The organism is Streptomyces sp. NPDC054841 (assembly GCF_053611045.1).
The window spans coordinates 1-24,377 of record NZ_JBSGZO010000020.1; the positions used below are offsets into that span (position 1 = coordinate 1).

Below are 24,377 nucleotides of genomic sequence, written 5' to 3' on the forward strand. Positions count from 1 at the left end.
GGGCCCGACGCCCTGCGGCCCCTGCTCACTGTCGTGCTCGACTCGCTCAGGGCAGGAGCGGTCGCCCGCGGCGGGCCGCTGCCCCCGGGCGGGCCGGACGAGGTGAGCAGGGCCGTGTGGGAAACCGTCACACCCGTCATCCCCGCCGACGGCCGCGGCGCCGAGGAAGCGCTCAGCACCCTCGTACAGGCCTTTGCCTACGGCGCCGCCGACCCCGCCGACCCGCGGTGCGCCGCCCATCTGCACACCCCGCCGCTCGCACTCGCCGTCGCCGCCGACCTCGCCGCATCCGCGCTCAACCCGTCCCTGGACTCATGGGACCAGGCGCCCGCCGCCTCCGCGCTGGAAGCCGAGGTCACCCGGACCCTGGCCCGCGAGGTGTATCCGCACGGCGAACGGCCCGACGCCCTCGTCACCACCGGCGGCACCGAAGCCAACCAGCTCGCCCTGCTCCTCGCCCGCGAGCGCCACGGCGCCGTCCAGGTCGTCTGCGGCACCCACGCCCACCACTCGGTCCGTCGCGCCGCCTGGCTGCTCGGCCTCCCCGAACCGGTCACCGTCCCCGCCCCCGGCGGCACCACCGACCTCACCGCCCTCGACGACGCCCTCACCGGACAGCGCCGCCCGCGCGGGCCGGTTCTCGTCACCGCCACGGCCGGCACCACCGACACCGGACGCATCGACCCGCTCCCCGACATCGCCGCCCTCTGCGACCGGCACGGCGCCGAACTCCACATCGACGCCGCCTACGGCGGACCCCTCCTGTTCAGCCCCCGCCACCGCGATCTGCTGCGCGGCCTCGACCGGGCCCGGTCCGTCACCCTCGACCTGCACAAACTGGGCTGGCAGCCGGTAGCCGCAGGCCTCCTCGCCGTCCCCGACAGCGACCTGCTCACCCCCCTCGGCCACACCGCCGACTACCTCAACGCGGACGACGACACCGAAGCCGGACTGCCCGACCTCCTCGGCCGCTCACTGCGTACCACCCGCCGCCCCGACATCCTCAAGATCGCCGTAACCCTCCGCGCCCTCGGCCGCAGCGGACTCGCCGCCCTCGTCGACCACGCCTGCGCCACCGCCCAGGACCTCGCCGACCTCATCGAGAAGCACCCCGTCCTGGAGCTCCACGAACGGCCCGTCCTCTCCACCGTCCTCTTCCGCCCGCGCGGCGCGAGCGACCACACCGTCGCCACGATCCGCCGCCGCCTCCTGCACGAAGGCCGCGCCGTCCTCGGCCGGGCCCGCGCCGACGGCCGGCTCTGGCTCAAAGCCACCCTGCTCAACCCCCACACCACCCCGGACGACCTCCGCACACTCACCGCACTCGTGGAAGGCAGCACCCCCCGATGACCGGCACGCCCGCCCCCGGCGCCCCAGACCTCGACCAGCCCCACGACCTCGTGGGTATCGGCATCGGGCCGTTCAACCTCTCGCTCGCCGCACTCGCCCACGGGCTGCCCTGCGGAGAAGGCGGCGGCGCCCTCGCCGCCACCTTCTACGAGCAACGCCCCGACTTCCACTGGCACCCCGGCCTGCTCATCGACGGCGCCACCCTCCAAGTGCCGTTCCTCGCCGACCTGGTGAGCCTCGCCGACCCGGCAAGCCCCTGGTCGTTCCTCAACTACCTCAAGACCCGGGACCGGCTCTTCCCCTTCTACTTCGCCGAGCGCTTCCACATCCAGCGCGCCGAATACGACGCGTACTGCCGCTGGGTCAGCGGCCGGCTCCCCGGACTCCACTTCGGCCACCAGGTCGACGCGGTGCGCTGGAACCCCGAACGGTCACTGTTCGAGGTCGACTTCACCCAGCTCGACACCAACGAAGGAGCCGAGTCGCTCGGCCGCGCCTACGCCCGCCACATCGCCCTCGGCATCGGCACCGAACCATACGTCCCCGATCCGCTGAAGCCCCTCGCCGAAGCCCCCACCGTCCCGGTCCTCCACTCCGCCGACTACCTCGAACACCGCGAGCAGATCCTCGCCGCCGAGCACATCACCGTCATCGGCTCCGGCCAGTCCGGCGCCGAGGTCTTCCTCGACCTGCTGCGCGCCCGCCCCGCCGGAGCGGAAAAGCTCCACTGGCTGGCCCGCACCGAAGCCTTCGCCCCCATGGAGTACTCGAAGCTCGGCCTCGAACACTTCACCCCCGACTACACCCGCTACTTCCACGCCCTGCCCGAATCCGTACGCGACGGACTCGTCCCCCAGCAGTGGCAGCTCCACAAAGGCATCGACGCCGACACCATCGCCGCCATCCACGACGAGCTCTACCGCCGCTCCCTGCACGGCGGCTGGCCCGACGCGGTCCTCACCCCCGGAGTCCTGGTCAGAACCGCCGGACGGGTCGCCACCACCAAGGTCGAGCTCCATCTCGAACACGTCCAGCAAGGCACCCGCTCCCGGCTCACCACCGACGCGGTCGTCCTCGCCACCGGCTACCGGGAGCGCCCCCTCGACCGGATCCTGGTCGGCCTCGACCCGTACATGCACCGGGACTCCTCCGAGCGGCCACGCATCGACGACCAGTTCCGCCTCGTCCTCAACCCCTGCGTCACCGGCTCCGTGTACGTGCAGAACGCGGAGCGGCACACACACGGCGTGGGCGCTCCCGACCTCGGCCTCGCCGCCTGGCGCAGCGCCACGATCCTGAACTCCCTCACCGGCAAGGAGCCCTACCCGCTGCCGCGGCGCACCGCCTTCACCAGCTTCGGTCTGGAACGGCGAGAGGCGCCCGGCATCCCAAGCCAGGCGCCCCCGCTCACTCCCCTGGAAGACCGGCGCTAGGCCCTGTCCCCCCAGGACCTGATCCGCCGGACAGGCCCTCGTGCCCCTCCCGGCAAGCTTTGCCCTGTCGCGCCGCCCGGCACGCACCCTCGCTGCGTTGGCCAAAAGCCCTGGTAGCTCCGCTACAAGGACTTCCGGCCGCCTTGCGATGGCACGCACCGGACGACGCTCCTTGACGGGCAAACATTGCCGGTCGCGGCACTAGAACACGGGAACACCGTCCCGGGTCAGCTTCCACCCGACCGTCGCGAACGCCGCCGGATCCACCGTCCCCTTCGCCTGCACCCACTGAATGATCGTGTTACGGATCTCGTCCGAATTGGCCCACAGCTGCTGCGCCTTCGCGACATGCGGGAACGCGCCACCACCACTGGCCCGGTAGTTGTTCACCGCCAGCACGAACTGCGCCGCCGGATCCAGCGGCTTGCCCTCGAAGGACAGATTCACGATCCGGGAGCCGGCCGGCTTCGCGATGTCGATCTCGTACGTCAGACCCGAGACGGCGTCGTAGTTGTAGTCCGGGATGCTGTCGGCATTCGTCAGCTTCGCCGTGTCCACCGGCGCCCCGGCCGGAGTCTGTACGTAGTACCGAGCCGAGTACTCCAGATAGTCCTTGAGCTGCGCGCCGGTCATGAGCCGCGCCTCCAGCGTGTTCTCGAACGGGTAGAGACCGGCCGCTTCCCTGATGGTCACCTGCCCGGCCGGGATCGCCGCCGTACGGGAGAAGCACGATGCCTGCGACAGCACCGGCAGCGCCGCGTACTGCCCGCCGGCCAGCGCCGCCTTCACCGTCTCCGCCTGGACATGGTTGATCAGATCGATGATCGGCTCGTCCTTCCACGGCGCCTCGGCCGTGGCCATGGCGGTGGTGGAGGTGCCGATGACCTGGTTGACGTACGCGACGACCTTCTTGTGCTCGTCACCGAGCAGCCCGGCGATCTTCGGATCCTCGGCGGCGGTGTTGGAGTTGAGGACCTTCGCGGCCACCTTCTCGACGGTCCAGCGCCCCTTCTCCCACGCGAGATCGAAGTCGAAAAGGGTCAGACGCTGACCCCACTTGAGCGGCTCGGACAGCACGACCTGCTTGCCGGTCTGCTTGTTGGTGACGAAATACTCCGCGATCTCCGTGTGCGCATGCCCGACGAGGATCGCGTCGATGCCCGGCACCTGCTCGGCGACGAGCCCCGCGGCGTTCTCGACGTACGGGAGCTGATCACCGTACGAGGACGTGCCGCTGGAGCCCGAGTGGGCCGACACGATCACCACATCGGCGCCCATGGAACGCAGCTTCGGCACCCACTTCGCGGCCTGCTCCTCAAGACCGGGGAACACCATCCGGCCGCTGACATTGGCCTTGTCCCAGATCGCGATACCCGGGTTCGTGAGACCGAGGACCGCGACGCGCACATCCCGCCCGAACGGGGTGCGTATCCGGTGCATGCTGTACGGCGGGAAAGCGGGACGCAGGGTCTTCGCGTCCAGGGCGTTGGCGCCGAGCAGCGGGAAATCGCACTGCTCCTCGAACTTGCGCAGCACGGGGATGCCGTAGTTGAACTCGTGGTTGCCGAGCGCTGCGGCGTCGTAGCCGATGGCGTTCATGGCCTGGGCCATGGGGTGGACCGGACCGCGGCGGGCGGTGATCGGGTCGACCTTGGCGTAGTAGTACGACAACTGGGTGCCCTGGATGGTGTCACCGGCGTCGATGAGGAGCGTGTTGCACCGCCCCTTCTCCGCACGGACCTGATTGACGAGAGTGGAGATCTTCGCCAGCCCGACGTCGTTGTGGTTCTTGTCGTCGAACTCCTTGTCCGTGAAGTAGTCCCAGTTGAAGACGTTGCCGTGCAGGTCGGTGGTGCCCATCACGGTGAACGAGTACCGCTTCCGCCCCGCACTGCGGCCATGTGCTTCGGCCGGGACGGCGACGCTCCCGGCCACGGCGACCCCGGCCCCGGCGGCGGCCGAACGGCCCAGGAACGTCCTGCGATTCAGCGGCATGTGATCTCCCTCGTTCAGTGGAACTACGCGCGTGGCACAACGCGCGTAGAGTCTGGCGCAGAGCGCCCCCGTGCGAAAGTGTTCGAGGACAACAGCGAGGGAGCTCACGATGACCAGCGACGCCGCAGCGCCGGCACCCTACGGAACCCCCGAGACGCCGCGGGTCGCGGTGCGCGGCGAGGCGCGGCTGGAAGTCGATCCGGAGATCGCCAGGATCGGCGTGACCGTCAGCGCGCGAGGCACCGACCGGCGCAGCGCCCTGGAGGACCTCACCCGCCGCAACAGCGAGGTACTGGAGCTCATCAAGTCCTACGGAGACTCGGTGGAGAAGCTCGAGACCGGCGCGTTCTCCATCAGCCCGGAACTCACCAAGCACGGCCGCGGCGAACGTGTCCGGTCCTACCACGGCCGCGTCCACATCACGGCCGTCCTCGCCGACTTCACCGCCCTCGGTGAACTCACCACCCGCCTCGCCGACCTGGACCTCACCCGCGTCGACGGCCCCTGGTGGTCCCTGCGCCCCGACTCCCCGGCCCACGGCGAAGCCCGCCGCCAGGCCGTCCGCGAAGCCGTACAGCGCGCCCGCGAGTACGCCGAAGCCCTCGGCGCCCGCCTCGCCGCCCTCGTCGAACTCGCCGACCTGGGCGCGGAGGCCCCGATGTCCTACGGCATGCCCCCGGCCCCCGGCGCGATGCGCACCGCCGCCTTCGCGGCCACCGCCGACGAATCCGCCCCGGCCCTCGACCTCGAACCCCAGCGCCAGACGGTCTACGCCCAGGTCAACGCCCGCTTCACGATGACGCCGCCACAGCTGTGACAGCGCCCCGCCATCGAATTGCTCAAAAGAGCACCCCCGTGCACAATTCAATACTTGTCAATAACCCTTCACGTAAAGGTTGTTGAGTAGTCATGCGCAACCAATTCTCTACCCGCGGGTAAGCCATAGGCTCGAACCATGCGCCGAGCAAAGATCGTCTGCACACTGGGGCCCGCCACCGACTCATACGACCAGATCAAGGCACTGGTCGAGGCCGGAATGGACGTCGCCCGATTCAACCTCAGCCACGGCACCTACGCCGAGCACGAGGAGCGCTACCGGCACGTACGCAAAGCCTCCGACGAAATCGGCCGCAGCGTCGGCGTCCTCGCCGACCTTCAAGGCCCGAAGATCCGCCTCGGACGCTTCCGCGAAGGACCTGTACTGCTTGAACGCGGCGACGAATTCACCATCACCGTCGAATCCGTCGAAGGCGACCGCCACACCTGCGGAACCACCTACCCCGGCCTCGCCGCCGACGTCACCACCGGAGAGCGCATCCTCGTCGACGACGGCCGTGTGACCCTCGAAGTCACCGCCGTCGACGGACCCCACGTCCGCACCGTCGTCGTCGAGGGCGGAGTCATCTCCGACCACAAGGGACTCAACCTCCCCGGCGTCGCCGTCTCCGTCCCCGCACTCTCCGAGAAGGACATCGAAGACCTCCGCTGGGCAATCCGGCTCGGCGCCGACGTCATCGCCCTCTCCTTCGTACGCAGCGGACGCGACATCAAGGACGTCCACCGCATCATGGACGAGGAAGGCCGCCGCCTCCCCGTCATCGCGAAGATCGAGAAGCCCCAGGCCGTCGACAGCATCGACGACATCGTCGCCGCCTTCGACGGCATCATGGTCGCCCGCGGCGACCTCGGCGTCGAAATGCCCCTGGAACAGGTCCCGATCGTCCAGAAGCGCGCCATCAAACTCGCCAAGCGCAACGCCAAACCGGTCATCGTCGCCACCCAGATGCTCGACTCGATGATCGACAACTCCCGGCCCACCCGCGCCGAAGCCTCCGACGTCGCCAACGCCGTCATCGACGGCACCGACGCCGTCATGCTCTCCGGCGAGACCAGCGTCGGTAAATACCCCATCGGAACCGTCAAGACGATGAGCCGCATCGTCGAGGCCGCCGAGGAAGACGTCCTCGCCAAGGGCCTCCCGCCGCTCACCGAACGCAACAAACCCCGCACCCAGGGCGGAGCCGTCGCCCGCGCGGCCGCCGAAATGGGCGACTTCCTCGGCGCCAAATTCCTCGTCGCCTTCACCCAGTCCGGCGACACCGTCCGTCGGCTCTCCCGCTACCGCTCACCGATCCCGCTGCTCGCCTTCACCCCGGAACCGGCCACCCGCTCCCAGCTCAACCTCACCTGGGGCGTGGAGACCTTCCTCGGCCCGCACGTCGGATCCACCGACGCGATGGTCGCCCAGGTCGACGAGCAGCTCCTGAAGATCGGCCGCTGCGAGAAGGGCGACATCGTGGTGATCACGGCGGGCTCCCCGCCGGGAGTGGCGGGCTCGACGAACCTGGTGCGGGTGCACCACATCGGCGAGGACGACAGCCCGAGGTAGGGGCCGGGTCAGTACCTCGGCCCGACGTGGGCCCGCTGCGCAGCGGCGAGAGGGCCTTCTGTCGCACATCAGTGCTGTGGAAGTTCATGCGGCCACTCTGGGTAACTGATCGTGGCGCCGAGTGGCAAAAAGCGGATGTTCACGAGAACGTGAACATCCGCTTCCTGGCGTGGTACCGGGTGCGGGACTCGAACCCGCAAGCCCTCTCGGGCAGATGTGTTTGAGACATCAGCGTTTGCCATTTCGCCAACCCGGCCAGGTTCGCCTGTCGCAGTGTACCCGGTGACCAGTGAGCGCTTCAGCTAGGTAGGCTTTTGAAGAGCACCTGCCCCGCAGCGAGGAGTACCGTGACCGCCCCCGAGCCCGAGTCGCCCCAGCCCGTCGCCGACGTCGGCACGAACACGTCGCACGTCCCGCCGCTGACGACCCGTGTCGTCATCGCCGAGGACGAGGCGCTCATCCGCCTCGACCTCAAAGAGATGCTCGAGGAAGAGGGCTACCAGGTCGTCGGCGAGGCCGGTGACGGGCAGAAGGCCGTCGAGCTCGCCCGGGAGCACCAGCCGGACCTGGTGATCCTCGATGTGAAGATGCCGATCCTGGACGGGATCTCCGCCGCGGAGAAGATCGCGGAGGAGTCGATCGCGCCGGTCCTCATGCTGACCGCGTTCTCGCAGCGCGATCTCGTGGAGCGGGCCCGGGACGCCGGTGCGATGGCGTATCTCGTGAAGCCGTTCAGCAAGAGTGACGTCGTGCCGGCCATCGAGATGGCGGTGTCGCGGTTCGCGGAGCTGCGGGCGCTGGAGAAGGAGGTCGCGGACCTCGCCCAGCGGTTGGAGACGCGCAAGCTCGTGGACCGGGCGAAGTCGATTCTGCAGACGCAGTACGGTCTGACGGAGCCGAACGCGTTCCGCTGGATCCAGAAGACGTCGATGGACCGGCGGCTGTCGATGCAGCAGGTGGCGGAGGCGGTCATCGAGGACGCCGAGGAGAAGAAGGCCGCGAAGGAGCAGTAGCCCCGGCCGTACGCGTACATGCGAGGACGTATATACGAGGAGGCCCGCACCCCCTGCCGGGGTGCGGGCCTCCTCGTGTCGTACGGACGTGCTCAGTCCTCGCCGAGGTAGGCCTTGCGGACGGACTCGTCGTGGAGCAGGTCCTGTCCGCTGCCGGAGAGGACGACCTTGCCGATCTCCATGACGTGACCGTGGTCGGCCAGGGAGAGCGCGGCCTGGGCGTTCTGCTCGACGAGCAGGATGGTGGTGCCCTGGGCCTTGAGCTCGGCGATGGTCGCCATGATCTTCTGCATCATGATCGGGGAGAGGCCCATGGAGGGCTCGTCGAGCATGAGCAGCTTGGGCTGGGACATGAGGGCCCGGCCCATGGCGAGCATCTGCTGTTCACCGCCGGAGAGGGTGCCTGCCGCCTGCTTGCGACGTTCCCCGAGGATGGGGAAGAGGTCGTAGGCGCGCTGGACGTCCTTGGCGATGCCTTCCTTGTCGTTGCGGAGGAAGGCGCCGAGGAGCAGGTTGTCCTCGATCGTCATGCGCGGGAAGATGTGCCGCCCCTCGGGGGAGTGGGCGAGTCCGAGCGAGACGATCTGGTGGGCGGGGACCTTCTTCAGCGACTTGCCGTTGAACTTGATCTGGCCGCTGACGGGCTTGAGGAGCCCGGAGAGGGTGCGCAGGGTGGTGGTCTTGCCGGCGCCGTTGGTGCCGATGAGGGTGACGACCTCGCCGGCTTCGACCTTGAACGAGATGCCCTTGACGGCCTCGATCTTGCCGTAGGCGACGCGCAGGTCCTCGACTTCGAGCAGTGCGGTCATCAGTCGTTCTCCTTGCCAGAGCCGGAGGCCTGGGCGGTGGTGCTGTCGGCGTCGTCGCTGTCGCCTTCGGTGTCGCTGTCGCCGTCGGCCGGGGCGTCGTCCGCGTCGGTGTCGTCCGCCTCCTCGGCCTCAGCCTCGGCCTCGGCCTCAGCCTGTGCCTCCGCCTTGGCGACCTCTGCGGCTTCTTCCGCACCTGGAGCGCCCTCGAAGGGCTCGCCCAGGTAGGCGGCGATGACGCGCTCGTCGCTCTGGACGGTGGCGCTGTCGCCCTCGATGAGTTTCTCGCCCTGGACGAGGACGGCCACGCGGTCGCAGAGGTTCATGATGAACCGCATGTCGTGCTCGATGACGAGGACGGCGATGCCCATGTCCCGGATGGCGAAGATGAGTTCCTCGGCCGCCCGGGTCTCCTGCGGGTTCATGCCCGCGGTGGGCTCGTCGAGCAGGAGCAGTCCCGGCTCGCTCGCGAGTGCCCGGGCGATCTCCAGCTTGCGCTGCTCACCGTAGGGGAGGTTGCGGGCGAGGTGCTCGGCCTTGGCGTCGAGCCCGACGAACTCCAGGAGTTCCATGGCCCGCTCGCGCGAGGCGGCTTCGGCCTTGTGGAAGCCGGGGCCCCGCAGCAGGGCGGACCAGAGGCCCTCCTTGGTGCGGGTGTGGCGGCCCACGAGGACGTTCTCCAGCACGGTCATGTTGCCGAAGAGCCGGATGTTCTGGAAGGTGCGGGCGATGCCGGCGGCAGTGACCTTGAAGGACTTCGGCGGCAGGACCGTGCCCTTGTACCGGACCTCACCCTCGGTGGGGATGTAGAGGCCGGTGAGGCAGTTGAAGAAGGTGGTCTTGCCGGCGCCGTTGGGGCCGATCAGGCCGACGATCTCGCCGCTCTTGACGGTGAGGTCGACGGAGCGTACGGCGGTGAGTCCACCGAAGCGCATGGTCACGCCCCGGGCATCGAGGACGGTCTCGCCGTTGGGGGCGGGCGCCTTCGTGGTGGTGTCGGTGGTCATGTTCAGGCACCTGCCTTGGTGAGGGTGGCGGGCGCTTCCTCGTTCTCGTGGAACTCGAGCTGGCGGCGACGGTTGGGGATCAGGCCCTCGGGGCGGAAGCGCATGAGGAGGATGAGCGCGACACCGAAGGCGAAGAGCTGGTACTCGCCCATGAACTGGAGCTTGTTCGGGATGAGGTAGAGCAGTGCGCCGCCGACGAGCGGACCGCTGATGGTGCCCATGCCGCCGAGGACGACCGCGGCGAGCAGGAAGGCCGAGTTGGGCGGCACGACGTGGGCGAACTGGTACTGCTCGGGCGTCACGGTGTAGGTGACGTGGGCCTGGACCGCGCCGGCGAGGCCGGCGAGCGAGGCGCCGAGGGCGAAGGCGATGAGCTTGACGCGGAAGCCGTTGATGCCCATGGCTTCGGCGGCGGTCTCGTCCTCGCGGATGGCGACCCAGGAGCGGCCGATGCGGGACTCGGCGCTGCGGCGGAAGACCACCACGACGACGAGCGTGATCAGCAGCATGAGCAGGAAGTAGTTGGCGAACCGGCCGATGGTGAATCCGGCGATGGTGTGCTCGGCGCCGAAGTCGATCCCGAACATGTTGAGGTTCGGGATCGAGGAGATTCCGTTGGAGCCGTTGGTGATGTCGGGACCGGAGGTTCCGTCCATGTTGTTGACGGCGATGCGGAAGATCTCACCGAAGCCGAGCGTCACGATGGCGAGGTAGTCACCGCGCAGCCGCAGGGTCGGGGCGCCGATGAGGACGCCGAAGATCATGGAGGCGGCGGCGCCGACGAGGATGGCGCCCCAGAAGGGCAGGTGGAGGCCGAACGGCGACGACGGGGAGCCGGAGACCATGGCGGCGGCGTAGGCGCCGACGCCGAGGAAGGCGACGTATCCGAGGTCGAGCAGGCCGACGAGGCCGACGACGATGTTGAGGCCCAGGGCGACGGTGGCGAAGATCAGGATGTTGACGCCGATGGTCGCGTACTGGTCGTCGGACTGGGTGAAGGGGAAGGCCGCGGCGGCGGCGAAGGCGCCGACCATGGCCACGTTGCGGTGGCGTGCGGCGATCGCGGAGACGCGTGCTGCGAGTCCGGCCTTGCTGAGGGCCGCGAATACGAAGCAGGCGGTGAGGAGGAAGCCGATGAACAGCTCGTCGTACTCGGTGCCGATGCCGTAGGTGAAGACGGCGAGTCCGAGTGCGAGCACTCCGCTGAGGATGAGGATCTCGGCCCAGCCGGGCAGCTTGCGCGCCGGGGCAGGGGTGCCGCTCGCGAAGGCGGCCTTGAAGGTCGTCCACGCGTTGCCGGCGTTGTGCTTGAACTGGTCGAAGCCGGTGTCGTCGGGGTCGGCGGGTTCGGTCACGGGCCGCTCGAACGGCAGGGCCAGCGCGCCGACGAGGGCGGCGAGGGAGGCGACGGCGGCGAGGATGCCGCCCGGCTCCAGGTTGACGAGGCCGCCGAGCTGGACGCTGATCGCAATGACCGTGTACCAGGCGGTGGCGAAGGTGCCGACCGCGGCGAGCTTGATGGCCGCGTCCGCCCCGGCGGGGGCGAGCCAGCGGGTGCCCTTGACGCCGTACGACGCGAGGCCGAGCAGGGCGGTCAGGGCGCCGCCGATGAGGACGAGCCACTGGAGCCCGCCCGGGTAGCCGTAGACCGTGAGGTTGCCGGGGAACGCGGCGGTCCAGGTCCAGGACATGAAGGCGGAGACGACGGCGAGGGCGCCGCCGGCCGTGGCAGTGGCGCGGCCGATGCTCGGGGGCAGGGCGATGAGGCCTGAGTTCGCGCCGACGTCGTTCTTGCGCGGGGTCTCCGCGGTGGTGGTCTCAGTAGTCATGTTGATCACGCCCTGTCCGCCACGCGCTCGCCCAGCAGACCCTGGGGCCTGAAGAGCAGCACGAGGATGAGGAGTACGAACGCCCAGACATCGGCCCAGGCCTGGCCGCCGAGCTGCTGCATGCCAGGGACGTCGGCGATGAAGGCGGTGGCCATGGTCTCGGCGATGCCGAGGACGAGGCCGCCGATCATGGCGCCGTAGATGTTGCCGATGCCACCGAGGACGGCGGCGGTGAAGGCCTTGAGGCCGAGCAGGAAGCCCATCTTGAAGTTGACCTCGCCGTACTTGAGGCCGTACGCGACGGCTCCGATGGCGGCGAAGGCGGCACCGAGGGCGAAGGCGACCACGATGATGCGGTCGGTGTTGATGCCCATGAGCTTGGCGGTGCCGGGGTCCTGGGCGGTGGCCTGCATACCGCGTCCGGTGCGGGTCTTCATGACGAAGTAGCCGAGGACCGCCATGGAGATGGGGGCTGCGATCAGCAGGAAGACATCACCGGTCTGGATGGTGACGCTGCCCAGGTGGAAGGGGCCACCGGGGATCTCCGGGAAGGAGAGGGAGGACTTGGCGCCGGGGTACCACGCCCATACGGCCTGCTGGAGGGCGAGGGACAGGCCGATGGCCGTGATGAGCGGTGCGAGCCGTGGCGCGTTGCGCAACGGCCGGTAGGCGAAGCGTTCGGCTCCGACCGCGATGGTGGTGGCGACGATGATCGCGCCGATGATCATGAGTGGCAGGGCCACCCACATGGTGGTGCCCGACGGGAGCATCAGCCAGACCGTGAGGGCACCGAAGCCCCCGGTCATGAAGATCTCGCCGTGGGCGAAGTTGATGAGCTGGACGATGCCATAGACCATCGTGTAGCCGATGGCGACCAGCCCGTACATCGATCCGAGTAGCAGGCCGTTGACCAGCTGTTGCGGCAGCTCGTTCACCGCAGGTCCTCCGAAGTCTTTCGCCGGATATGACACCGCGCGGGACGCCTGGTGCAGCGCCCCGCGCGGCCATGCATGTGATGCGGAGTGTTGTTCAGCCGGTTCAGCCCGCGAAGGTACCGGACTTGACGGGAGCCCAGGCGCCGCCCTTGTACTGGTAGACGGTGAGCTGCTTGTTGGTGGCGTCGCCGAACTCGTCGAAGGAGACCTTGCCGGTCACACCGTCGAAGGAGACGGCCTTCATCGCGTCGAGGACCTTGCTGCGGGCGTCCTTGGACTCGGGCAGCTTGCCGCCGTTGTCGTCGACAGCCTTCTTCACGGCCTCGATGATCGCCCAGGCGGAGTCGTAGGAGTAGCCGCCGTAGGCCTCGTAGGCCTCCTTGTAACCGGCCTCCTTGTAGTTCGCGACGAACTCCTTGGCGGACGGGAGGGTCTCGACCGGCGCGCCGACGGAGGTGGCGAGGTCGCCCTCACCCTCCTTGCCGGAGAGCTTGATGAACTCGGCGCTGTAGATGCCGTCGCCGCCGACCAGCGGGATCTTGGCACCGGCCTTCTTGATCTGCTTGCTGAGCGGGCCGGCCGCCGGGTACTCGCCGCCGTAGTAGACGACGTCCGCACCCGAGTTCTTGATCTTGGTGGCGACCGCGGAGAAGTCCTTGGTCTCCGGGTTCACGTGGTCCTCGCCGGCGACCTTGCCGCCCAGCTTGGTGAACTCGGCCTTGAAGGTGGCCGCGAGGCCGGCGCCGTAGGTCTTCTTGTCGTCGACGACGAAGACCTTCTTCTTCTTGGCGTCGTTGAACAGGTACTGCGCGGCGAACGGGCCCTGGATGGCGTCCGTGGTGGCCGTGCGGAAGTACGAGTTGTACGGGCGCTTCTTGGTGCCGGTGTTCCACGCCGGACCCTGCGTCAGGGCAGGGTTGGTGTTGGCGGGGGACACCTGGACGAGCTTCGCGTCGTCGAAGACCTTCTGCATCGACTCGGCGACCGAGGAGTTCAGCGGACCGACCACGCCGAGCACGTTCTTGTCGGCGACGAGCTTGGTGGCGTTCTGCTGGCCCGAGGAGGGCTGCGCCTGGTCGTCGAGCGCCTCTACCTTGAAGGTGACGCCCTTGACGTACTTCTTCTCGTTGGCCTGCTTGGCGGCGAGGTCAACGGAGTTCTTGATGCCGAGCCCAAGCGCCGAGAGGTCGCCGGTGAGCGGCGCGTCGACTCCGATGACCACGGTGGTGTCGCCACCGGCCGCCGAGTCTCCGCCGTTGTCGTCGCGCGAGCCACAGGCGGTGAGGGTGAGTGCCCCCGCGGCGAGAGCAGCGGTTATGGCTATGAGCGAACGTTGACGCACGATGCTGGGTCCTTTCACCTGGCACGGCTGCCCCTCATGGAGAGCCGAGTCGAGCGCTGGAGCCTTACTGGCAAGGAATCCGGTGGCGCGGTGACTGGCGGTGACTCTAAGCGGGTAAATGGGAATTCAGCACGGGTCTGGGCAAGGCTGTGACGCTCTTGTTATCCCGATCGGATTTGCGGCATGCAGTGCATGACTGTTTTCTGTTTTTGGTCATGACAGCCGTGGTGGTCGCTCGCAGTAGTCGGTCACGGCCCGGGCCAGGTCCCGGGCGTACCGGTCGCCCAGGATGAAACTCTGGTCCTGTTTTGCGCGCGCATTACGCAGCGTTACATCGAGGAAAGGCAGTCCGGCATTCCGTGGCGCCTTTGCACAGTCACTCACCTTGATCGCGATCGCAACGTTGCGGGAAGACCCGGATGTCACCGTGAAGGGGGGATTCGGTGTCGCGGTGAGACCCAGGCCTTCGGAGGGCTGCCCGATCTTCTCCACCGTGACGGGAGGGCCCGAGGTGGTGGCGATCCGTACGGAGAAACGCAGGGCGCCGCCCACCCGGGCGCCGCGCCCGGGGTCCGCGCCTTCGTACGACATGGAGACCGCCTGGGCGGGCCAGGGGCCGGGATCCGGGCGCGGCCGGGTGGCGTGGAGAGCCGCTGCCGCGGCGATGACGGCGGCGAGGAGGAGGGCCGGGAGCAGGATCCTGCGATGGCGCGCCGCGAACGCCGTCAGTGGCCGGGCCGGTCCCCGGCGCGGCGGCCGCGGTGAGGTGTCCGCGGCGTAGGTGTCCTCACCGGGCTCGACGGGGCCGACGCCGCTCACTGCCAGGGCCCGCCGGTCGGGACGCCGTCGCGGTAGAGCTCCGTGCACCGCTCATCCGACTGACGTCTCATCAACTCACCGGCGGCATCAGGTCCGTTGCGGCGCCTCTCGGCGCGGGCGGCATCCAGGACGTCGCGCAGGATCTCGTACTGGGCGTTGGACAGGCCCATCGACTGGTAGTCGCCGTAGCCGCTGTCGCCGGCGGCGAGGAGTTCCTGTCCCCACCGGGTGATCAGAGCCGTGCACAGTTCCTGGGGCGATGTGGTGCGCGGTGAAGGGGCCGGGCGCGGCCCGTCGGCCCCGCGGTCCGCGTCGCCGGAGCAGCCGGCCCCGGTCGCGAGGAGACCGGCGGTCAGGGCCGCGCAGACGGCGGTCCTGGCCGGGCGGTACGCCTTGTGCCTCATGAGGGAACGCTAGGCCGTCGCCGGTGGGGACACAACAGCACGGCAACAGGGGCGGGCGACACGGCTGTTGCACTCTGGTGCCGCTGAGCCGCAAGCGGTGGAATGTGCGTGCGCTTCCCGCGCGATCGTCACCCACTCCGGCCCGTGGAGGCACGCACGATGGCGAGACGCACCGGTACACGCACGACTCGTGGATCCCGCTTCCTGCGGGGATTACGGACAGGGGCCACGGCGGCTCTCGCCGTCTCCCTGCTGACGGCGCTGCCCGCCCCGGCGGCGCAGGCAGCGGGGACTCCCGCGCTGAGCATCGTCGGCGACGAGACCCAGCCGGTCTTCTCCCGGGCCGACGCGATTTATCAACAGGTCGACATCGAGACCGAGGTGGACAGCGACGGCGACGGCCGGCGCGACACCGTACGGATGCGGATCCTGCGGCCGAAGGAGACGGACGCGGGGCTGAAGGTGGCCACGATCGTCGAGGCGAGCCCCTACTGGGGCGGCGGCAACGACGTGCCGTTCCACAACGTCGATGTGGACGAGGACGGTCTGCCGGCGGGCAGGCGGCTCGTGTCGCAGGAGCGGGTCCCCGGGCTGGTGGGCCCGTACGCGCTCTCCGGCCCTTCCGTCCCCTGGTCCGGATACACCGACAACTACTTCCTGCCGCGCGGTTACGCCGTCGCGCAGCTCGACAGCCTCGGTACCGGCGGCTCCACCGGGTGCCCGACCTCCGGCGGCCGTAACGAGACCCTCGGGGCGAAGGCGGCCGTCGACTGGCTGGGCGGCCGTGCCAGGGGCTGGGACCTGGAGGGCAGGCCGATCGGCGCGGCCTGGTCGACCGGCAACACGGCGATGATGGGGATCTCGTACAACGGCACTCTCCCGACAGCCGTGGCGGCGACCGGAGTCGAGGGCCTCAAGGCGATCGTGCCGATCTCCGGGATCTCCTCCTGGTACGACTACTACCGCGCGGGCGGCGGGGTGGTCGCGCCCGGCGGCTTCCAGGGGGAGGACACCGACGTCCTTGCGAAGGCCGTCTACAGCCGTGCCGACCGGGAGGTCTGCAAGCCCGTACTGGACCGGCTGACCGCCGAACAGGACCGGGTGACCGGGGACTTCACCCGCTTCTGGAAGGAGCGGGACTATCTGCAGGACGTGCGGAAGATCCGGGCCGGTGTCTTCGTCGTGCACGGCGGCAACGACTGGAACGTGAAGACGCAGCACTTCGGCCAGTTGTGGGAGGCGCTGAAGCGGCACGACGTACCGCGCAAGCTGTGGCTGCACCAGGCGGGTCACAGCAATCCGATGCCGCTGCGCATGGAGGAGTGGCTGAAGCAGCTGCACCAGTGGTTCGACCACTGGCTGTACGGGCTGGACAACGGGGCCCTGGCCGCGCCGCGCGTCGATGTGGAGCAGGCCGACTTCACCTGGCGGCAGCAGTCGGAGTGGCCCGACCGCTCCACCCGTGACCTCACCCTGCGGCTGAACACCGCCGGCCTCTCGCCACTGCCCGGGCCGCCGGTGCGGCAGTCGATGACCGACGCGGGCCGTACGGTCCCCGCCGAGCAGCTGGTCGCGGCGCCCGGCACGGCCCGCCCGGACCGGCTCGCGTATACGACCGGACCCCTCCCGGCGGACCTGCGGGTCAACGGTGTCCCGGAGATGTCCGTGCGGGCCTCGCTCGCCGGTTCGTCACCGTATGTGACCGCGCTGCTGGTCGACTACGGCACCGACACCCGTGCGACGGCCGGGACCGTCGCGGACGCCTCGCAGCTCGTCTGCTACGGCGAGGGCATCCCCGGTGACACCGGCTGCACCTACCGGACCAGGCACCGCACCGAGACCGCCGACTTCAAGATCGTGTCCCGCGGCTGGCTCGACATCCGCAACCGGCACTCCATCGAGCGGCAGAGCAAGGTCGTCGAAGGACGGGAGTACGCCCTTGAGTGGGGGATGCAGCCGCAGGACTACGTCTTCAAGAAGGGACACCGGCTGGGTGTGGTGCTGATCTCCACCGACTACGACTACACGCTGCGGTACCCGGCCGGGACGGAGCTGTCCGTCCGGGCCGGAATCAGCAGCATCACCCTGCCGGTCAGCCGGTAGGACCGTCAGCCGGAAGTACCCCGGACGTGCTCGGCGTCCTTGGCGCCGACGTCACGCAGCAGGCAGGTCAGGCGGGCCGTGCAGACCCGCTTGTCCTGCTCGTCGGTGATCACGATCTCGTACGTGGCCGTCGAGCGGCCCCGGTGCACCGGGGTGGCCACTCCGGTGACCATGCCGGAGCGGACACCCCGGTGGTGCGTGCAGTTGAGATCCACGCCGACGGCGATCTTGGAGATCCCGCCGTGCAGCATCGAGCCGACCGAACCGAGCGTCTCGGCGAGGACGGCGGAGGCGCCGCCGTGCAGCAGCCCGTAGGGCTGGGTGTTGCCCTCGACGGGCATCGTGCCGACGACGCGGTCCGCCGAGGCCTCCACGATCTGCACGCCCATCCGGTTACCGAGATCCCCGGCGGAGAACAGCGCGGGCAGGTCGACGCCGAGCTTGGCGTACTCGTCGATGACCTCTTGCGGGAACTTCACCGTCGTCTGCTCGCCCATGGGGTCCGGCTCCGATCGTCGTACGTGTCTGGCTGTCCTGAGTGCGCCTGCACCTGAGCAGACGCTCCTGCACCTGAGCAAACGCTTAGGCGGACGGTGATTGTTCCAGACGCACGATGACGGACTTGCTGGCGGGGGTGTTGCTGGTGTCGGCGGTGGCGTCCAGCGGCACCAGCACATTGGTTTCCGGGTAGTACGCGGCGGCGCAGCCCCGCGCGGTCGGGTAGTGCACCACCCGGAATCCGGGCGCCCGGCGCTCCACACCGTCCTTCCACTCGCTGACCAGGTCCGTGTACGCACCGTCCGCGAGGCCCAGCTCCGCCGCGTCGTCCGGGTTCACCAGGACCACGCGGCGGCCGCCCCTGATGCCGCGGTAGCGGTCGTCCAGGCCGTAGATCGTGGTGTTGTACTGGTCGTGGGAGCGCAGGGTCTGCAGCAGCAGCCGGCCCTCGGGAACCTTCGGGTACTCCACTGGCGCCGCGGTGAAATTCGCCTTCCCGGTGGCGGTGGGGAAGCGGCGCTCGTCGCGCGGGGCGTGCGGCAGCGTGAAACCGCCCGGCCGCGCGATCCTCGTGTTGAAGTCCTGGAAGCCGGGGACCACACGGGAGATCCGGTCGCGGATCGTCGCGTAGTCCTTCTCGAACTCCTCCCAGGGGGTCCGCGAGTCCGCGCCGAGCACGGCCCGCGCCATGCGCGCCACGATCGCCGGCTCGGAGAGCAGATGCGGACTCGCGGGCGGCAGATTGCCGCGCGAGGCGTGCACCATGCCCATCGAGTCCTCGACGGTCACGAACTGCAGGGTGCCCTTCTTGCCGGGAGTGCTCTTCTGTACGTCCTTGTCGGTGCGGCCCAGCGTGGGCAGGATCAGCGCGCGCCTGCCCGTGACCGCATGCGAGCGGTTGAGCTTCGTCGACACATGCACGGTGAGGCGGGCACGGCGCATCGCCGCCTCGGTGACCTCGGTGTCCGGGGTGGCGCCGACGAAGTTGCCGCCCATCGCGAAGAACACCTTGGCCTCGCCGTCGCGCAGCGCCCGGATGGAACGGACGACGTCGAAGCCGTGGTGACGCGGCGGTGCGAAGCCGAACTCCTTCTCCAGCGCGTCGAGGAACGCGGGCGCGGGCCGCTCGAAGATGCCCATCGTGCGGTCGCCCTGCACATTCGAGTGCCCGCGCACCGGACAGACCCCGGAGCCGGGCCGGCCGATGTCGCCACGCAACAGCAGGAGGTTGACGACCTCCCTGATGGTCGCGACGGCGTGCTTGTGCTGGGTCAGGCCCATCGCCCAGCAGACGATCGTGCGCCGGGAGGCCAGGATCATCCGAAGCGCCTGCTCTATCTCCGCCCTGTCCAGTCCCGTCGCGGCGAGCGTCTCGTCCCAGTCGGCGGTCCGCGCGGCGGCGGCGAACTCCTCGAAGCCGTGCGTGTGTTCCCGTACGAACTCCTCGTCGACGGCTCCAGCGGTCTCGAGGACCATCCGGTTGAGGAGGCGGAAGAGCGCCTGGTCCCCGCCGATCCTGATCCGGAGGAAGAGATCGGTGAGGGAGACGCCCTTGAGCATGCCCTGCGGAGTCTGCGGGTTCTTGAACTTCTCCAGGCCCGCCTCGGGCAGCGGATTCACCGAAATGATCTTCGCGCCCGACTGCTTGGCCTTCTCCAGCGCGGACAGCATGCGCGGATGGTTCGTACCGGGATTCTGCCCCGCCACGATGATCAGATCCGCCTGGTGCAGATCCTCCAGGGAGACGCTGCCCTTGCCGATGCCGATGGTCTCGGTCAGCGCCGAGCCCGAGGACTCGTGGCACATGTTGGAACAGTCCGGCAGATTGTTCGTACCGAACTCGCGGGCGAAGAGCTGCAGCAGGAACGCCGCCTCGTTGCTGGTGCGGCCCGAGGTGTAGAAGAGCGCCTCGTCGGGGGAGGCGAGCGCCCGCAGCTCCTCGGCGATGATCGCGAAGGCCCGCTCCCAGGTCACCTCCTCGTACCGCTCGGCACCCTCCGCGAGATACATCGGCTGCGTGATGCGGCCCTGCTGACCCAGCCAGTACCCACTGCGCTGCGCGAGGTCGGAGACCGGGTGCGCGGCGAAGAAGGCGGGCGTGACCCGGCGCAGGGTCGCCTCCTCGGCGACCGCCTTGGCACCGTTCTCGCAGAACTCCGCCGCATGGCGTTTGTCGCCCTCGGGCCAGGCGCAGCCCGGGCAGTCGAATCCGTCCTTCTGATTCACCTTGAGGAGGGTCTGCGCGGTGCGGCGCATCCCCATCTGCTGCTGCGCGATCTTGAGGGTGTGCCCGATCGCGGGAAGGCCGGCTGCGGCGTGATGGGGCGCCTCGACCTGCGGGGCGTCCTGGACCGGGTCACCTGCGGGCGGCTTGCTGGCCATCCTGCTCCTCTTCGAGCGCGGGGCGGATTCGTACCCGCCAGATCCTGTCACGCGCCACCGGCAGAGGGGGAGCCCGCTCCGGGGCGGACGGGAATGTCAGTGGTCCGTGGCAGGATCGTGTCCGTGGCCGAGACAGCATCGAAGAAGACCCCAGACGAAACCCGACCGCGCCTGCTCCTCATGGACGGGCACTCCCTGGCGTACCGGGCGTTCTTCGCGCTGCCCGCGGAGAACTTCACGACCGCGAGCGGCCAGACGACCAACGCCATCTACGGCTTCGCGTCGATGCTGGCGAACACGCTGCGCGACGAAGCGCCCACGCATTTCGCCGTGGCCTTCGACGTGTCCCGCAAGACCTGGCGCTCGGCGGACTTCCCCGAGTACAAGGCGAACCGCTCCTCGACCCCCGACGAGTTCAAGGGCCAGGTCGAGCTGATCGGCGAACTGCTGGACACCATGAACGCGGTGCGGTTCGCGGTGGACGGCTTCGAGGCCGACGACATCATCGCCACCCTCGCCACCCAGGCCGAGGCCGCCGGCTTCGAGGTGCTGATCGTCACCGGGGACCGGGACTCCTTCCAGCTGGTCTCGGACCATGTGACCGTGCTCTACCCGACCAAGGGCGTTTCCGAGCTGACCCGCTTCACTCCGGAGAAGGTCGAGGAGAAGTACGGACTGACTCCGCAGCAGTACCCGGACTTCGCGGCCCTGCGCGGCGACCCGTCCGACAACCTGCCGGGCATCCCCGGCGTCGGTGAGAAGACCGCCACGAAGTGGATCAACCAGTTCGGTTCGTTCGCGGAGCTGGTGGAGCGCGCCGACGAGGTCAAGGGGAAGGTCGGACAGGCCCTCCGCGATCACCTGGAGGCCGTCAAGCTCAACCGCCACCTGACCGAGCTGGTGCGCGACGTCGAGCTGCCCAAGTCCGTCGCGGAGCTGGAGCGCGCGCCCTACGACAGGACCGCGCTGAAGGGGTTCCTGGAGGTCCTGGAGATCCGCAACCCGAGCCTGCGTGAGCGGCTGCTCGCGGTCGACCCGGGCGCGGAGGAGGACGAGGCCCCGGCTCCCGAGGCCGGTGTCGAGCTGGACGGCAGCGTGCTCGGCGCGGGCGAGCTGGCCCCCTGGCTGGAGCAGCACGGCGGGCAGCCGCTCGGTGTGGCGACCGTCGCCGCCTGGGCGCTCGGAGTCGGCAGCGTCAGTGAGATCGCGCTGGCGGCCGCCGACGGGAAGGCCGCCTGGTTCGACACCACCCAGCTCGACGAGGCCGACGAGCGGGCCTTCGCCGCCTGGATCGCCGACCCGGCCCGGCCGAAGGTCATGCACAGTGCCAAGGAAGCGCTGCGGGTCTTCCCCGAGCACGGCTGGGACATCGCGGGCGTCACGATGGACACCGCCCTCGCCGCGTATCTGGTCAAGCCCGGCCGCCGCTCCTTCGCACTGGACGCCCTGTCCGTCGAATACCTCCACCGCGAGCTGGCCCCGGCCGCCGCCGACGGGCAGCTCGCCTTCGGCACCGAGGAGGAGCAGGCCGAGGCCGACGCCCTGATGGCACAGGCCCGCGCGGTCCTCGACCTGGGCGAGGCGTTCGGCGAGAAGCTCGGGGAAGTCGGCGCGACCGGGCTGCTGCACGACGTCGAGCTGCCCACGTCCCTGCTGCTGGCCCGGATGGAGCGGCACGGCATCTCGGCCGACCGCGCCCATCTGGAGGCGATGGAGCAGCAGTTCGCCGGCGCCGTGCAGCAGGCGGTGAAGGAGGCGCACGCCTCCGTGGGCCACGAGTTCAACCTGGGCTCGCCCAAGCAGCTCCAGGAAGTCTTCTTCGGTGAGCTGAACCTCCCCAAGACGAAGAAGACCAAGACCGGTTACACGACGGACGCGGACGCGCTGGCCTGGCTGGCGTCCCAGACCGAGCACGAGCTGCCGGTGATCATGCTGCGCCACCGTGAGCAGGCCCGGCTGCGCTCCACCGTCGAGGGTCTGGTCAAGACGATCGCGGCGGACGGCCGGATCCACACGACCTTCAGCCAGACGGTCGCGGCGACGGGGCGTCTGTCGTCGACCGACCCGAACCTGCAGAACGTGCCGGTGCGTACGGACGAGGGCCGGGCGATCCGCCGCGGATTCGTGGTGGGCGAGGGCTTCGAGTCGCTGATGACCGCGGACTACAGCCAGATCGAGCTGCGTGTGATGGCCCATCTGTCGGAGGACGAGGGCCTGATCGAGGCGTTCACCTCCGGCGAGGACCTGCACACGACGGTGGCCTCCCAGGTGTTCGGTGTCGAGCGGTCGGCGGTCGACGCGGAGATGCGCCGCAAGATCAAGGCGATGTCGTACGGACTGGCGTACGGCCTCTCGGCGTTCGGCCTCTCCCAGCAGCTGAACATCGAGGCGGCCGAGGCACGGGCGCTGATGGACACGTACTTCGAGCGGTTCGGCGGGGTCCGTGACTATCTGCGGCGCGTCGTGGACGAGGCGCGGGCAACGGGCTACACGGCGACGATGCTCGGCCGCCGCCGCTACCTCCCGGACCTCAACAGCGACAACCGCCAGCGTCGTGAGGCGGCCGAGCGCATGGCGCTCAACGCGCCGATCCAGGGCACCGCCGCGGACATCGTCAAGGTCGCCATGCTCCGCGTCGACAACGCGCTGAGGGCAGCCGGGCTCACGTCGCGGATGCTGCTCCAGGTCCACGACGAAATCGTCCTGGAGCTCGCCCCGGGCGAGCGCGGCCGGGTCGAGGAGATCGTCCGCCATGAGATGTCGACGGCGGTGGAGCTGCGCGCGCCGCTGGATGTCTCGGTGGGCGTGGGCCCGGACTGGGAGTCCGCAGCGCACTGATCAGTGACGGGGGGCCGACGCCCCCGTCAGCCCCCTCCGGGACGGGGGCTCGGGCCTGTTGGTGCCGGGTGCCGGGTGCCGGGTGCCGGGTGCGGGGCGCGGGTTCCGGGGTGCCGGTCGGGGTTTCGGGATGCGGGAACGCCCCGTACTCCCGTCTCCCGTCGGTGCACGCCCCGGCTCTGCAGCTCTGCTCCGACCGGCTCTGCCCGGCTCCGGTCAGGCGACGCCCGCGCGGTCGGCTTCCGGCACCGTCGTCGTCGCGGCGCGGCGCGCCCGGAGCCGTACCGTCGCGCCGTACAGCACGACGCCCACCGCGAGCCCCGCGCCCGCGCCGAAGCATGCCGTGGGGATGATGTCGAGGGGTGTGTCGATCCGGCCCCAGTACAGATACCAGCGCACACAGCGGTGGACGGTCCCGGCCAGTACGCACACGGCGAGCAGCGCGCCGGCCGCTCGCCGGCCGCGTCGGTCGAGCGGCGGCACGGACGCGGGCGGGGCAGTCGTCGCCGGCAGCCGGCGCAGCGCCGAGACCGTGAACCAGACGAGGGCGATCAGGGCCACCGCCGAACTTCCGTACTGTGTGTACGTATAGAGGGGGAAACCGGCGACGGCCTCGCCGAGCACCGGCAGCGCCCGCGTACCCCAGCGGTCGAAGTGGGTGAACGCGTCCCACACGATGTGCGTCGTCGCGCCGAGCGCCGCCGACACGTAGAACCAGAGCGCCGCGGCCAGCGGTGGCCGCTCCCGCCACGGACGACCCCGCAGGAAGGTGTACACCCGTCCCTGCCATCCGCGCGGCAGCAGCGCCAGCAGCGGGTCACGCACCATCAGCCACAGGCCGACGAGCGCCGCCGTGATGGCGACATCGGCCGTCAGCACACCCAGTGGCCCATGCGTCACATCCCCGAACTCCATCGCTCCCGGAAGAACACTCGCCGCAAAGTATGTCATATCGGGTGCGAAGGAACCGGCTACGAGCGCCGAGGCGAACAGTGGGCCGCGCGCCGTCCCGTTCCTCCGTATGCCCGGCAGGACCGCCGCGGCATGGCTGAGTGTGAACGGCATGGAGTCCCCCTGTGCGACCGTCTTCGACCAATGGCGCCCAGTATGCGTGATGCTGACCGCCCGCCATGCGAACGCGACGCTCCGCAGGCCGTGAATGGCCGGGACGTGAACATCAGGCAAGAGCGGCCGGGGGAGCGGTGTTCCGGCGTGGGGAGTTGCCGTAGTGTCA

The 24,377-nt window shown here is 69.4% G+C and carries 18 protein-coding genes and 1 tRNA gene; 7 read left to right on the forward strand and 12 right to left on the reverse strand.

The features are described from left to right. Together ACWGI8_RS05000 and ACWGI8_RS05005 are read left to right on the forward strand one after the other, a co-directional pair. On the forward strand, window positions 1-1,350 hold a 1,350-nt coding region (locus ACWGI8_RS05000), incomplete at its 5' end, for a pyridoxal phosphate-dependent decarboxylase family protein (protein ID WP_453658705.1). Then, complete coding sequence (locus tag ACWGI8_RS05005; RefSeq protein WP_453658706.1) at window positions 1,347-2,783, forward strand: lysine N(6)-hydroxylase/L-ornithine N(5)-oxygenase family protein; 1,437 nt, start codon at window positions 1,347-1,349, stop codon at window positions 2,781-2,783. The genes ACWGI8_RS05000 and ACWGI8_RS05005, both read left to right, overlap by 4 nt. A gap of 201 nt (window positions 2,784-2,984) precedes the next feature. Here the strand turns inward: ACWGI8_RS05005 and ACWGI8_RS05010 are convergent, their stop codons facing one another. Continuing rightward, on the reverse strand, window positions 2,985-4,778 hold the full coding sequence (locus ACWGI8_RS05010; protein ID WP_453658707.1) for a bifunctional metallophosphatase/5'-nucleotidase: 1,794 nt from the start codon (window positions 4,776-4,778) through the stop codon (window positions 2,985-2,987). Window positions 4,779-4,887: 109 nt separating this feature from the next. Between ACWGI8_RS05010 and ACWGI8_RS05015 the strand changes: the two genes are divergently transcribed. Both ACWGI8_RS05015 and pyk read left to right on the forward strand, forming a co-directional pair. Beyond that, window positions 4,888-5,595 (forward strand): SIMPL domain-containing protein, encoded by a 708-nt coding sequence (locus ACWGI8_RS05015; protein WP_453658708.1) that lies wholly within the window; start codon window positions 4,888-4,890, stop codon window positions 5,593-5,595. 138 nt (window positions 5,596-5,733) lie between these two features. After that, a complete protein-coding gene (gene pyk, locus ACWGI8_RS05020; protein WP_453658709.1) occupies window positions 5,734-7,167 on the forward strand; it encodes a pyruvate kinase in 1,434 nt (477 codons plus the stop codon). A gap of 170 nt (window positions 7,168-7,337) precedes the next feature. On the opposite strand, the gene ACWGI8_RS05025 is transcribed toward pyk, so the two are convergent. Then, a tRNA-Leu gene (locus ACWGI8_RS05025) sits at window positions 7,338-7,423 on the reverse strand. A gap of 91 nt (window positions 7,424-7,514) precedes the next feature. Here ACWGI8_RS05025 and ACWGI8_RS05030 point away from each other — a divergent pair. Then, a complete protein-coding gene (locus ACWGI8_RS05030) occupies window positions 7,515-8,180 on the forward strand; it encodes an ANTAR domain-containing response regulator (RefSeq protein WP_453658710.1) in 666 nt (221 codons plus the stop codon). A gap of 92 nt (window positions 8,181-8,272) precedes the next feature. Here ACWGI8_RS05030 and ACWGI8_RS05035 read toward each other — a convergent pair whose 3' ends face one another. The 7 genes from ACWGI8_RS05035 to ACWGI8_RS05065 all read right to left on the reverse strand — a co-directional run bounded on the left by ACWGI8_RS05035 (window position 8,273) and on the right by ACWGI8_RS05065 (window position 15,322). Next, on the reverse strand, window positions 8,273-8,989 hold the full coding sequence (locus ACWGI8_RS05035; protein WP_453658711.1) for an ABC transporter ATP-binding protein: 717 nt from the start codon (window positions 8,987-8,989) through the stop codon (window positions 8,273-8,275). Next, window positions 8,989-9,993, reverse strand: a complete 1,005-nt coding sequence (locus ACWGI8_RS05040) for an ABC transporter ATP-binding protein (protein WP_453658712.1) — start codon at window positions 9,991-9,993, stop codon at window positions 8,989-8,991. The genes ACWGI8_RS05035 and ACWGI8_RS05040 overlap by 1 nt, the downstream gene beginning before the upstream one ends. 2 nt (window positions 9,994-9,995) lie before the next feature. Next, window positions 9,996-11,822: a branched-chain amino acid ABC transporter permease gene (locus tag ACWGI8_RS05045; protein WP_453658713.1), complete on the reverse strand. Its 1,827-nt coding sequence runs from the start codon at window positions 11,820-11,822 to the stop codon at window positions 9,996-9,998. Window positions 11,823-11,827: 5 nt separating this feature from the next. Beyond that, window positions 11,828-12,757 carry a branched-chain amino acid ABC transporter permease gene (locus tag ACWGI8_RS05050; protein ID WP_453658714.1) on the reverse strand — a complete coding sequence of 310 codons (930 nt, stop codon included), beginning with the start codon at window positions 12,755-12,757 and terminating at the stop codon, window positions 11,828-11,830. 103 nt (window positions 12,758-12,860) lie between these two features. Next, window positions 12,861-14,099 (reverse strand): branched-chain amino acid ABC transporter substrate-binding protein, encoded by a 1,239-nt coding sequence (locus ACWGI8_RS05055; RefSeq protein ID WP_453658715.1) that lies wholly within the window; start codon window positions 14,097-14,099, stop codon window positions 12,861-12,863. Window positions 14,100-14,312: 213 nt separating this feature from the next. Beyond that, complete coding sequence (locus ACWGI8_RS05060) at window positions 14,313-14,918, reverse strand: Tat pathway signal sequence domain protein (protein ID WP_453658716.1); 606 nt, start codon at window positions 14,916-14,918, stop codon at window positions 14,313-14,315. After that, on the reverse strand, window positions 14,915-15,322 hold the full coding sequence (locus ACWGI8_RS05065; RefSeq protein ID WP_453658717.1) for a hypothetical protein: 408 nt from the start codon (window positions 15,320-15,322) through the stop codon (window positions 14,915-14,917). Before ACWGI8_RS05065 ends, ACWGI8_RS05060 begins: the two co-directional genes overlap by 4 nt. A 159-nt stretch (window positions 15,323-15,481) precedes the next feature. Here ACWGI8_RS05065 and ACWGI8_RS05070 point away from each other — a divergent pair, with 159 nt between their 5' ends. Then, window positions 15,482-17,425: a Xaa-Pro dipeptidyl-peptidase gene (locus ACWGI8_RS05070; RefSeq protein WP_453658718.1), complete on the forward strand. Its 1,944-nt coding sequence runs from the start codon at window positions 15,482-15,484 to the stop codon at window positions 17,423-17,425. 5 nt (window positions 17,426-17,430) lie between these two features. Here ACWGI8_RS05070 and ACWGI8_RS05075 read toward each other — a convergent pair whose 3' ends face one another. Continuing rightward, window positions 17,431-17,922: a PaaI family thioesterase gene (locus ACWGI8_RS05075; protein WP_453658719.1), complete on the reverse strand. Its 492-nt coding sequence runs from the start codon at window positions 17,920-17,922 to the stop codon at window positions 17,431-17,433. 85 nt (window positions 17,923-18,007) lie between these two features. Then, window positions 18,008-20,305 (reverse strand): FdhF/YdeP family oxidoreductase, encoded by a 2,298-nt coding sequence (locus ACWGI8_RS05080; RefSeq protein ID WP_453658720.1) that lies wholly within the window; start codon window positions 20,303-20,305, stop codon window positions 18,008-18,010. 180 nt (window positions 20,306-20,485) lie between these two features. Here ACWGI8_RS05080 and polA point away from each other — a divergent pair, with 180 nt between their 5' ends. Next, complete coding sequence (polA, locus tag ACWGI8_RS05085) at window positions 20,486-23,143, forward strand: DNA polymerase I (protein ID WP_453658738.1); 2,658 nt, start codon at window positions 20,486-20,488, stop codon at window positions 23,141-23,143. Between the two features lie 216 nt (window positions 23,144-23,359). On the opposite strand, the gene ACWGI8_RS05090 is transcribed toward polA, so the two are convergent. After that, the gene (locus tag ACWGI8_RS05090) at window positions 23,360-24,208 is read right to left on the reverse strand and encodes a DUF4184 family protein (protein ID WP_453658721.1); all 849 of its coding nucleotides are present in this window, start codon (window positions 24,206-24,208) and stop codon (window positions 23,360-23,362) included. Window positions 24,209-24,377: the final 169 nt, after the last annotated feature.

Excerpts from the sequence above, each read along its gene's own strand:
- ACWGI8_RS05045 (WP_453658713.1), bottom strand. The coding sequence starts at position 11,822 with ATGACTACTGAGACCACCACCGCGGAGACCCCGCGCAAGAACGACGTC.
- ACWGI8_RS05090 (WP_453658721.1), bottom strand. The coding sequence starts at position 24,208 with ATGCCGTTCACACTCAGCCATGCCGCGGCGGTCCTGCCGGGCATACGG.
- ACWGI8_RS05080 (WP_453658720.1), bottom strand. The coding sequence starts at position 20,305 with ATGGCCAGCAAGCCGCCCGCAGGTGACCCGGTCCAGGACGCCCCGCAG.
- ACWGI8_RS05005 (WP_453658706.1), top strand. The coding sequence starts at position 1,347 with ATGACCGGCACGCCCGCCCCCGGCGCCCCAGACCTCGACCAGCCCCAC.
- ACWGI8_RS05070 (WP_453658718.1), top strand. The coding sequence starts at position 15,482 with ATGGCGAGACGCACCGGTACACGCACGACTCGTGGATCCCGCTTCCTG.
- ACWGI8_RS05065 (WP_453658717.1), bottom strand. The coding sequence starts at position 15,322 with ATGAGGCACAAGGCGTACCGCCCGGCCAGGACCGCCGTCTGCGCGGCC.
- ACWGI8_RS05075 (WP_453658719.1), bottom strand. The coding sequence starts at position 17,922 with ATGGGCGAGCAGACGACGGTGAAGTTCCCGCAAGAGGTCATCGACGAG.
- ACWGI8_RS05040 (WP_453658712.1), bottom strand. The coding sequence starts at position 9,993 with ATGACCACCGACACCACCACGAAGGCGCCCGCCCCCAACGGCGAGACC.
- ACWGI8_RS05035 (WP_453658711.1), bottom strand. The coding sequence starts at position 8,989 with ATGACCGCACTGCTCGAAGTCGAGGACCTGCGCGTCGCCTACGGCAAG.
- ACWGI8_RS05015 (WP_453658708.1), top strand. The coding sequence starts at position 4,888 with ATGACCAGCGACGCCGCAGCGCCGGCACCCTACGGAACCCCCGAGACG.
- polA (WP_453658738.1), top strand. The coding sequence starts at position 20,486 with ATGGACGGGCACTCCCTGGCGTACCGGGCGTTCTTCGCGCTGCCCGCG.
- ACWGI8_RS05010 (WP_453658707.1), bottom strand. The coding sequence starts at position 4,778 with ATGCCGCTGAATCGCAGGACGTTCCTGGGCCGTTCGGCCGCCGCCGGG.
- pyk (WP_453658709.1), top strand. The coding sequence starts at position 5,734 with ATGCGCCGAGCAAAGATCGTCTGCACACTGGGGCCCGCCACCGACTCA.